The 6,933-nt window shown below is 38.4% G+C and carries 6 protein-coding genes and 1 pseudogene; all 7 read right to left on the bottom strand.

The window, feature by feature from the left end:
• Nucleotides 1-1,190, bottom strand: a 1,190-nt coding sequence (locus tag H6G25_RS20740) for a DUF4347 domain-containing protein (RefSeq protein ID WP_190394115.1), incomplete at its 3' end; no start/stop codon positions are given.
• Nucleotides 1,191-1,474: 284 nt separating this feature from the next.
• Entirely contained in the window at nt 1,475-2,161 is a 687-nt protein-coding gene (locus tag H6G25_RS20735) for a uracil-DNA glycosylase (protein WP_190394114.1), read from the bottom strand.
• A 214-nt stretch (nt 2,162-2,375) separates the two neighbouring features.
• Nucleotides 2,376-2,741 (bottom strand): hypothetical protein, encoded by a 366-nt coding sequence (locus H6G25_RS20730; RefSeq protein WP_051289429.1) that lies wholly within the window; start codon nt 2,739-2,741, stop codon nt 2,376-2,378.
• 103 nt (nt 2,742-2,844) lie between these two features.
• Nucleotides 2,845-4,068, bottom strand: a complete 1,224-nt coding sequence (locus tag H6G25_RS20725) for an MFS transporter (protein WP_190394113.1) — start codon at nt 4,066-4,068, stop codon at nt 2,845-2,847.
• 44 nt (nt 4,069-4,112) lie between these two features.
• Nucleotides 4,113-5,087: a glycosyltransferase family 2 protein gene (locus H6G25_RS20720; RefSeq protein ID WP_190394112.1), complete on the bottom strand. Its 975-nt coding sequence runs from the start codon at nt 5,085-5,087 to the stop codon at nt 4,113-4,115.
• A 205-nt stretch (nt 5,088-5,292) separates the two neighbouring features.
• Nucleotides 5,293-5,662 (bottom strand): annotated as a pseudogene (locus H6G25_RS20715) (C40 family peptidase); the annotation flags it as partial.
• A 1,130-nt stretch (nt 5,663-6,792) separates the two neighbouring features.
• Nucleotides 6,793-6,933: bluetail domain-containing putative surface protein (locus H6G25_RS21600; protein ID WP_199319823.1), on the bottom strand; the 141-nt coding region annotated here is incomplete at its 5' end.

The raw sequence follows: 6,933 nt of genomic DNA, 5'->3' as shown, positions 1-6,933 counted from the left end.
ATATTCACACCATAGTTAGCATTCGTGCCAGAACCGCCTGTACCTGTAACATCGATCGCCCCATTTACGGAACTAATCCTGCTGTTAGTACCCTGAACGCGAACACCATAATTCTCAGTTCCTGTAGCAGTACCGCTTGCAGTGCCAGTCAAAGTAATCGTGCCATCAGTAGAAGTAATACTCGCAGTGTTAACTCGAATACCGATACTGTTAACCGTAGTCAATCCACCTTTGGCAATGAGATTAATATTACCAGTACCATCTCCTGTAGTCGTAGTTAAGCTAGAGCCACTATTAAAGACAATGCTCTGCCCTGCCGTCCAATTGACATCCCCTTGATCAGGTGTGTCAAAAACAGTTAGCCCCACATTCGTCGCCACATTAATAGTCTGCACTTGATCAATCGTGAAGTCATTACTGCGGAGATTGGCATTGAGGTTGACGACATCACCATTGGTATAACCACTACCATTGAGGATCAAATCGAGACTAAAACCAGTACCAACACCATTGACATTAAATGTGTTAGTTCCAGTTAAACCACCATTAATCTGCAAGCCATCACTGGTATTGTTATAGGTTGTCGTCCCACCGCCAGCACTAGAACTTACATCAGTATCTGTGGCATTAGTATTAGCCGCAATGGTAATAGTTTCAGGAACAGTAGTATAGTCTACCGTCACAGGTAAAACCCCTGCATAATTCGCTAAAACATTATTTTCAATCATCAGAGGCGTAGTGACTGCCCCAGTTTGCACCGCTAAACTCCAAGTACCACCTAAAGCATAATTACCGACCTTAGTAGTCGCCGCCGCCACTCTCGCGCCAGTAACTACAGCCAACTGCTTAACAAAATCTCGACCCGTTGCACCTGACGCAACCTCACAGGCATAAAGGGAAATTTCATCAACTTGCCATGATCGTAAAGCCGTTGCATAATTCAACAAATTACTCAAATTCAGGCTTGTATTACCTAGCCGTAACTCACCCTCAGAGCCATGAGTAACAATCTGCAAGGCTCTAAAATCACCAGCCCGTAGCACCTCATCAATTTGAGCAATCCCATCGCGATGTCGATCCAAGACCATCACATCAGCATCAGGCAAAACGCCCTTGATCAAAAACTTGCGATCATCAACAGCCGCATCAATAACCACGAGGTGCGGCGCGTGCATCTGATTATTTGTCATATTTTTCCTTGGTGTTAAAGTGTCAATAACTGAAGTAGTCGTATTTAATCCAGTCGAATTAATTAAGTTCGTCATCAAGCACAAGCCTAGCTATAAGACGAGACTAGATCGAACACCCTGTAGCCATTAACCAAAACTTTGATAATTATGTTATAATTTATGTATAATGTCAAGTATTACTAATTAGTGACGAATTGTGATTTTTGAGTAGGAGTATTCGGGACTTCACTCTTGCATGAGTGCCTCTTGCCTTCCTACAACAATAATTTCTAAGGCCAACCTACTTAATTTTGATCCTGATTTTTTAATTCATCCAACTTATCACGGACTGTCTGTATATCTTGCCACATGAGCCATTTCGGCTTTCCTTGTTCCCGCGAAGGGTTACGCAATAAGTAGGAGGGATGAAAAATAGGCATACATAAGCGTCCTTCCCATTCCAACCATTGACCACGAATTTTAGTAATAGGCCGTTTGTCTCCAATTACACTTTTAACTGAGGTTGCACCTGTCAATAAAATGATTTTTGGGTTAATTAAGCGAATTTGCTCTAATAAATAGGGTTTACAAGCCGCTATTTCTTCTCCTGTAGGGACGCGATTTTCCGGTGGTCTACACTTACAAATATTGGCTATATATATATCTGTATCTGTATTTAATTGAACTGATGCTAAGATATTTTCTAGTAGTTGTCCTGATCTACCGACGAATGGTAAACCTGTTTCGTCTTCGTTTTTTCCCGGTGCTTCCCCGATAATCATAATTTTGGCTTGGGGGTTACCACGGCCAACTACAGCATGAGTCCGGTTTGCTGCTAATGGACAACGGTGACAGTGATGACAGTGTTTTTCTAATTCTCCCATATTCTCATAAGTTCCGGGGACAATGGGAATTTGTCCGTTGACAGGAATTAGCGATCGCTGGTTTAAACTAGAATTATCAAAGAGACTTAGTTGAGTTTCGTGCTGCATGGAGTTTGGAAGGCAGAATATGACGGCCTATTTTAGATTTACAAGATATATTTCAATTCAGGGCAGGGTTGGGGTATGTTTGTACTTCACGAAGTTGAAATCTGCTGTGTTACCGTATGTATTATTGATCCTATCAGAAAATAGACTTATATCAAAACTATCTATCAGATGTTTTCAGAAAACCAGAAACTAAATTAAATTTAATATGCTCATCCTAGAACCTTTGTAGAGAATTGATCTGGTTAGGGATTCTCGACTCTACATTCTTTTTCATGAGGGGTCTATTGATGGGAATTTTTGTTTGCCATACTTGCTCAAATTCTGCTTGAGTAATTTCAAATTCTTGTATGTCTAGTATATCTATTTTCTGATCACACAACATCCCATAATCGTCTAAGAAGTGGCTATGATCATAAAATAAAACGTTGCCATTTTCATAGACTTCTATTTGTCTAAGAGGATATAAAGTATTGCCAATTTCCATGAAGTATGTACTAGTACCCCAATCATCAAATTCACCACCCAGGGATACATCCCAAACCCATTTATAATATTTTTTTGTTTCTTGTTTTAGAGACATAATAAATTTAATCCAGCCAGTAATTTTCCTCTAATAATAAGTTGCTATTTGTTCCCTATTCCCTATTCCCTGTTCTCCAGGGTTCAATTTCCCATCCGTTAAATTATTTTACAGCATAGACATCTTGATTACGACCAAAGGCAAAACCTAGAGATTCTGGTATATTGCGGCTAGATTGAGTCAAGAAAATTACAATCGTCAGAACTGTTAAACCCGTGATAAAACCAAACATACTACGATAACCAAAGGTTTGAGCAAATGTTCCCAAAATTGCACCTGCTATAGCGAAACCTAGATCAAATCCGATGAAAGAAACAGCAAATATTCTACCTCGTTCGTGGGGTAAACTTCTATCTGTTATTAATACGGAAATCATGGGAATTAGTATACCAGAAGCAGCGCCTTCCATTAATGCTCCTAATAAAAACATGAAAGTGCTATTTGCTTGCCATACGCAGATGATAGAGAGAGTATAAGCTATCAAACTCATAGTGACAAATAAACCACGTCCATATTGATCAGAAGCTTTACCAGTAAATAATCTACAACTAAAACTGGAAATGGCGGCCACGGAGAAAAATAAGCCTGGATTTAAATCCACTCCTGTTGATTTGATGAATAGGGAGATGAAAGTATGTAAACTACCTAAGGTCAAACCACTCAATAATAGGACTATAGCAGGAATCCGCACGGGAGGACTAGTTAGTATTTGCCAAAAGTTATCATTTTTGCTGTTAATTGGTTGAATGGCAATAGGTGGGTTGACAATGGGGATAATACATAGTAAACCTAGACATCCTAAGACGGCAGATGAGAGAAATAATGGGGTATAACCAGCAGTTGCTTGTAAAAACCCACCTATGGCAGGACCTATGCCCACACCCAAAGGACTTACCAAACTCATGTAACCGACAACTTCCCCCCGACGGTGTTCTGGTGTTAAATCTGCCACTAAGGCGGTGTAAGCTGTGGCAAAGGCAGCAATACTAATACCATGAAAGGCACGAATCAATATGAGGGGAATAACCGATTTTACCACTAAATATCCCAAAGGAGCGATCGCTACGACAAACATCCCTATCAATAAGACTATTTTCCGGCCTCGGTTATCAGCTAAAGCACCCATGGATGGTCTAATTAGTATTATACCAATGGCAAAGCTCCCCATAACCACACCAATTTCTTGCTTATTCGCGCCAATATGTTCAATATATAAAGGTAAGGTCGGCAATAATGAGGCTAAACCTGACCAAAAAAACAAACCTGCGGCAAATAACATGAGCAGGTTTTTCCGCAGTTCAGCGTCAAAAGTATCAAAAGCTTTCACGGCAGATGCAATAATCCTAAAAGTGTTATTTTCCTATTGTTACGTTACTTAACATTTTTTGCCACAACTTCCCGCACACGATAGATAGGCCTTCCCTGAGATTCATGGTATGTCCGCATTAACAACTCTGCCAAAAGACCGAAACAAAACAACTGTACCCCAGTTACTAGCAGCAAAACCGCCAAAATCAACAGAGGACGATTACCAATATTTACATGAAAAACCAATTTAACCAAAGTTAAGTATATTCCTATTCCCCCACCAGAAACCATAGAAATTAAGCCTAACAGTCCAAAGACGTGCATAGGACGGGTGAGGAACTTTTTCATAAATAGAATAGTTAATAAATCCATTAATACCCGAAATGTCCTTGATATGCCATACTTACTCTGTCCAAACCGCCGCGCATGATGACGCACAGGGACTTCAGTAATTCTCGCCCCTTCGATATATGCTAATGCGGGTAAAAAGCGGTGTAATTCCCCATAAAGATTCATATCCGCGACTAACTCAGCCCGATAAGCCTTGAGAGAACAACCATAATCATGAATATAAACGCTAGTAGCACCACGAATTAGCCAATTGGCGATTTTAGAAGGAAGTAGGCGATTTAATGCCCCATCTTGCCGATTTTGCCGCCAACCACTCACTAAATCATAACCTTCGTCCAGCTTTGTAATTAACATAGGGATATCAGCCGGATCGTTTTGTAAATCAGCATCTAAAGTCACAATTACCTTGGCCATAGCATAATGAAAGCCCGCAGACATGGCCGCAGTTTGTCCATAGTTACGACGCAAAATCACCGCTTTTAGATCAGTACGAATTTGTGCCTGTTCTTTGAGAAATTCCGCTGAACCATCCCTAGAACCATCATCTACACAAATAATTTCATAGTTCAATTTACTAGCTGTGAGAGTGGAAGAAATCGCTTCTAGTAATAAAGGTAGGCTTTCTACTTCATCTTTAATTGGTATAACTACGGATACATCTAAAATTGGTAATTGATGATTAGTCATTTTTTATAGCTGATAATTGATTGGATATAAATCCCCAAATTCTTGAGGAAGTCGGGGATCTGAAGGTTGTGGGTTAAATTATCTTGTTATCTTGTTCCTAGTTTCTGACTGGGAATCATATCACAGAGATTTCCATAATTGATTCTCATCCTTTTGATCTATCTGTCACTAAAACGCCTCTGGGTAGTCCCAAAATACAGTTCATCTATCCATGACCAGGATAACTTTTGATTACTCTACCAGCACCACGCAATTGTTGATAATAACACTGACTAACTTTGTCTCCTTCTAACTTTGTCTCCTTGTTCCGAAAGTTGGTCAATACCATTACCATTCCGGCCTTGATCTTTTCCTGAACTGTGGATATAATAACAATCACCTAAATATAAACCCACGTGAGTCGCTTTCTTTGAGGTACCAAAAAATATTAGATCTCCTAATTTTAATTCCGTCATATCAACTATTTGAGTGAAAGCCTCCTGTTGATAAGCATCTCTTGGTAGCCAAACACCTATAGATTTAAAAGCGGCTTGCATGAAACCCAAACAATCATAATTAGGTGCAACTGTACCACCCCGCAGTACATCTAACCAAAAGATAATTCAGATACTTCAGAGTATTCATTTGGTTATACTCAATCAGGAAGAACATATTTCTAATTGGAATAAGGACAGAGATTTTATCTTGAGTCTTTTACCAGATGATTGTTTACGTTACTATCAATTAGTCACCTAATTATTATCTTTATCAATTTAATTTCTATGAGTGGAGTGAAAATGAGCTAATCTCTTTGATTTATAGCTCCATTTTACTATGTGTATAATTTTGTTTTTTACTTTATCCTGAACATATCCCATCAATTACAGGATACTTTACCGCTCATACAGATATTATTGTAAATAATATCTTTTAAGTCATTTTTTCCTACTGTGCTTTGAGTTTATTGTTTCCGTTATCACTGCGTATGAATGAGTTAACAATAAATTATAATTAAAACTTATCTTAATAAGATAATACTTTTAATATTCATAACTTAGGAAAATTCAACTTTAGATTTTCTTAACAATTAATTGAGAATAATTTTTATTTAGCAACGAGCTTGCAATACTTTCGGCGATTTGCTAGAATTATTGAGAATTTCATAATTGGGTTAATATTGTCAATTTTGCACCCCGCTCAAAAGATGATTTTCAGAAGTCTTTATTTATAGTCGTTTCAGAGATCAATTTTGAAAAAATATATAAAACTCTACAAATTAGCAGTGGGTTAAAAGAGTAAATTGGGGAAAAATTATTCAGCAAATAATGTACTTTGACTAGTAGAACAAATATACTATTGACAAATAGGTTAACTTATGGTATGGAAAGAGTTTTTGGTAGTAGCTAGGTAAAGTTGTCACTAGAGATACGTAGGGTGTGTTAGCGACAGCGTAACGCACCATGTTATCATATCCTTTAAATTTTCTAATGTGCGGTTATTATTGAATCTTGGCGTTGCTGATTAAGAGTATGATTTTATTTCACGCAGTGGCGCTCCAGTCTCAGAGGGTAAGAGTTTCATTTTTTTGATTTTTCAATTTCATACCCCAATTCAGCAACGCCTGAATCTTGATCATATCGCATCAATCACAGGATACTTTAAGGCTAATGTAGAGACATTTCATGAAACGTCTCTACAAAGTTGTTCATCTACATGATACCAGAAGCTACGCTAGGGCAGTGGTAAAGTTACTAATTCCTAAAGTACCAGTTAAACCTGTCACCTCAATAATGGCATCCGTAGTGGCACTAAATCCTGCGGTAGCATCATTAATAGCGACAAAAGTACGAGTACCAAAGGTGAATTG

It is taken from the genome of Dolichospermum sp. FACHB-1091, from assembly GCF_014697585.1.
GTDB lineage: Bacteria > Cyanobacteriota > Cyanobacteriia > Cyanobacteriales > Nostocaceae > Dolichospermum.
Note: the sequence above shows the minus strand (reverse complement) of the source record. Positions and strands in the feature narration are given on the sequence as shown.